This window comes from Rhodococcus sp. (in: high G+C Gram-positive bacteria), assembly GCF_049286785.1.
In the GTDB taxonomy this organism is placed as follows: domain Bacteria; phylum Actinomycetota; class Actinomycetes; order Mycobacteriales; family Mycobacteriaceae; genus Rhodococcus_F.
The window spans coordinates 1-3,396 of sequence record NZ_JBAQEO010000713.1; the positions used below are offsets into that span (position 1 = coordinate 1).

General features: G+C 66.3%; 3 protein-coding genes. 2 read left to right on the plus strand and 1 reads right to left on the minus strand.

Features of this window, described 5'->3' with window-relative positions; genetic code table 11:
- Positions 1–19: 19 nt before the first annotated feature.
- Positions 20–538 (minus strand): flavin reductase family protein, encoded by a 519-nt coding sequence (locus WAW17_RS25860; protein WP_422335731.1) that lies wholly within the window; start codon positions 536–538, stop codon positions 20–22.
- Between the two features lie 197 nt (positions 539–735).
- On the opposite strand from WAW17_RS25860, the gene WAW17_RS25865 reads away from it, so the two are divergent.
- Positions 736–1,611, plus strand: a complete 876-nt coding sequence (locus WAW17_RS25865) for an alpha/beta fold hydrolase (RefSeq protein ID WP_422335732.1) — start codon at positions 736–738, stop codon at positions 1,609–1,611.
- Positions 1,608–3,323, plus strand: coding sequence for an FAD-binding protein (locus WAW17_RS25870; protein WP_422335733.1), 1,716 nt, complete (start codon positions 1,608–1,610; stop codon positions 3,321–3,323). Before WAW17_RS25865 ends, WAW17_RS25870 begins: the two co-directional genes overlap by 4 nt.
- The last annotated feature ends 73 nt before the right edge of the window (positions 3,324–3,396 follow it).

A 3,396-nucleotide genomic window follows, 5' to 3' on the forward strand; every position in this document is an offset into this window, starting at 1 on the left:
CCCCTCGACCGCGCACCGACTACTGAGCAGCGTCGATGCCGAACCCGCCGCGGAAGAACACCATCGGCCGCTCCGCGCACACGGCCTCGAGCTCGAGCACCCGCCCGATCACCACGTCGTGATCGCCGGCGGCGTGCACCGACTCCACGTCGGCATGCACCCGCATCAGGACGTCCGGAATCATGGGCGTCCCCCATCGTGACTCCTCCCAGTCGAGTCCGTCGAACTTGAGCCCTCGGCTCGACCCGAACCGGAAGCAGATATCCGTCTGGTCCTCGCGGAGTACGTTGATGCTGAAGCGTCCGGACTTGCGGATGAGCGGCCAGGCCCGTCCGCGATGGTCTGCGCAGAAGAGAATCAGTGGCGGCTCGAGGGACACCGAGGCGAACGACTGGCAGGTGAAGCCGACCGGCGTCTCGTCGGTCAGACCGGTCACCACCGTGACTCCACTGGCGAAATGCCCCAGCACTCTGCGCATCTCGTCAGGGGTCGGCGTGCTCGTCGTCGTGAGCTGGCACTCGATCGAATTCGCCGGCATGAGTCCACCTTCCGGTTGCGGTGCGTCGCCGACCGATTCGGCGAGTCCCGCCGAGCGTATGGGCAGCGGAGGGCCGGTGACGCGCGCTCGTCTCGATGAGCGGAAACCTCGTTTCGGCACCCCGTATGACGGCGGATTGTCTCGCTGACCGGGACGATTTCGGTCGGTGCGCCCGGGGCGCTGGCAACGTGACGGCCATGACGATTGACGTGAGCTACGAGGGCACCCTGAAGGAGCTGACCACCGACCTCGGCGTGCTTCGCTACCATGAGGCCGGCGACGGGCCACCGCTCCTGCTGCTGCACGGATCCGGCCCCGGCGTGACCGGTTGGCGCAACTTCCGCGGCAACCTCGGTGTGTTCGCCGAGCACTTCCGCACGCTGGTTCTGGAGTTTCCCGGCTTCGGAGTCAGTGACGATTTCGGCGGGCATCCGATGCTCACGGCCGGCGACGCACTGCTTCGTTTCCTCGACGGGCTGCGACTCGACGACGTATCGATCATCGGAAACTCGATGGGCGGCATCATCGGTACCCAGTTCGCCATCGCGCATCCCGAGCGCGTCACCAAGCTGGTGACGATCGGAGGAATCGGCAAGAACCTCTTCAGCGCCGGTCCCGGTGAGGGCATCAAGCTCCTGATGGAGTTCACGGAGGACCCCACCCGCGAACGGCTGATCGAGTGGCTGCACTCGATGGTGTTCGACCCTGCGATGGTGACGGAAGAACTGATCGAGGAGCGCTGGACGCAGGCCACCGATCCGGCCACTCTCGCCGGCGCCCGCCGGATGTACGGGAAGGCCGCGTTCCGGGCCCAGACCAAGGCGGCCCTCGACAGGGACGTCACGCCGTACTGGGCACAACTCCACAAGATCACCGCCCCGACCCTGCTGACCTGGGGTCGTGATGACCGGGTGAGCCCGATGGACATGGCGATCCTGCCGATGCGACTGATTCCGAAGGCGGAACTACACGTGTTTCCCGATTGCGGTCACTGGGCGATGATCGAGCAGAAGACGGCATTCGAGAGTGCTGTTCTCGCCTTCCTCCTCCGAAAGGACAGTGGCGAGCGATGAGCGCACCGCAAACCGGCGACAACGCCGAGAACTTCGACCACACAGTCGATTTCCTGGTCGTGGGAAGCGGCGGGGGCGGTATGGCTGCGGCCGCCACCGCGGCGAACCTCGGGCTCGACACCCTCGTCATCGACAAGGGGAAGAAGTTCGGCGGCTCCACCGCGATCTCCGGCGGCGGCATCTGGATTCCCAACGCTCCCACCCTGCGCGCGAAGGGTGTCGTCGACTCGCGTGAGTCGGTGCGCCGCTATCTCGACATCATCACCGAGGGCAAGGTGCCGGCCGACCGCCTCGACGCGTTCGTCGACAAGGGTCCCGAGCTCATGGAACTGCTCGGCAAGAGCCCGCACATGAAGATGTACTGGGTCAAGGGCTACTCCGATTACCACCCCGAATACGACGGTGGCCGCCCTCTCGGACGCACCATCGAGTGCAAGCCGTTCGACACCCGGGCGCTGAAGGAGGACGAAAAGTTCCAGCGTCCCAACAGCATGAAGGGTCCGCTGGGATTGTGGGTGACATCCAAGGACTACCACGATCTGGCGATGGTCAAGCGAACATGGAAGGGTCGCAGGGCATCTCTGGTCGCGGCGTGGCGCGTGTCGTCGAACGTGATCCGCCGTCGGCACATGGCCACCGGAGGGCGCGCTCTGGTGGCACGACTGCGCATGGTCCTCGAGGACGCCGGCGTCCCGCTGTGGCTGAAGACGCCCATGACCGAACTGATCGTCGGAAGCGACGGCACAGTGACGGGTGCGGTGGCCGAGCGTTCAGGGAAGACCATCCGGATCGGTGCACGGATGGGTGTGCTGATCGCCACCGGCGGCTTCGATCACAACGCGAAGATGCGCGCCGAATACCTGCCGAAGCTCGGCGCGCCGGACATCAGTGCCGGTGCCCGGGAGAACACCGGTGACGGCATCCTGGCCGGACAGCAGCTCGGCGCGGCCGTCGACCTGATGGACGACGCCTGGTGGATGCCCTCGGTGATCCACCCGACGGGCGCGGTGATTCCGCTGGTGTCGGAACGCTGCATCCCGCCGTCGGTGATCGTCAATGGCAGGGGTGAACGCTTCACCAACGAATCGTCGCCCTACGTGAACTTCGTGCACGACCAGCTCGAGGGTGGTCACGTGCCGGCATGGTTCGTGATGGACACCAAGGCGAGGTCGCGGTACCCGTTCGCGCAGGTGTTGCCCGGTGTTCCGTTCCCGCAGGGCTTCTACGACTCGGGTGTCGCGCACAAGGCCGACACACTGAGCGAACTGGCCGACAAGATCGGCGTGCGGCCCGGGTCGCTGATCGCCACCATCGATCGCTTCAACGGGTTCGCCCGAAACGGAGTCGACGAGGATTTCGGGCGCGGGGACAGCGCCTACGACCGCTACTACGGTGACCCGACGATGAGGAACCCGTGCCTCGACGAGATCGTCCGAGGCCCGTTCTACGCGGTCCGCTGCGACGCGGGTGACCTGGGCACCAAGGGTGGTCTGGTCACCGACGCCGACGCCCGCGTGCTGCGCGAGGACGGTTCCGTCATCAACGGTCTCTACGCGACAGGAAACGCGTCCGCGTCGGTGATGGGCAACGAATACGCGGGCGCCGGCGCGACCATCGGCCCGGCCATGGTGTTCGGGTACATCGCCGCCCAGCACGCGGCCCGTGCGGGCCGCGGCCGGCGTCGGCCCGCCCATGCGGGGCAGGCCCACTGATGCTCGGCGAATCACAGCGCGAACCGACAGCCGAATTGTCGTGGAACGGCGACCGAGATCACCGATTCTGCAG

Bases quoted from the DNA above. Each gene is read 5' to 3' on its own strand.
- WAW17_RS25860 (WP_422335731.1), bottom strand. From the start codon at position 538: ATGCCGGCGAATTCGATCGAGTGCCAGCTCACGACGACGAGCACGCCG.
- WAW17_RS25865 (WP_422335732.1), top strand. From the start codon at position 736: ATGACGATTGACGTGAGCTACGAGGGCACCCTGAAGGAGCTGACCACC.
- WAW17_RS25870 (WP_422335733.1), top strand. From the start codon at position 1,608: ATGAGCGCACCGCAAACCGGCGACAACGCCGAGAACTTCGACCACACA.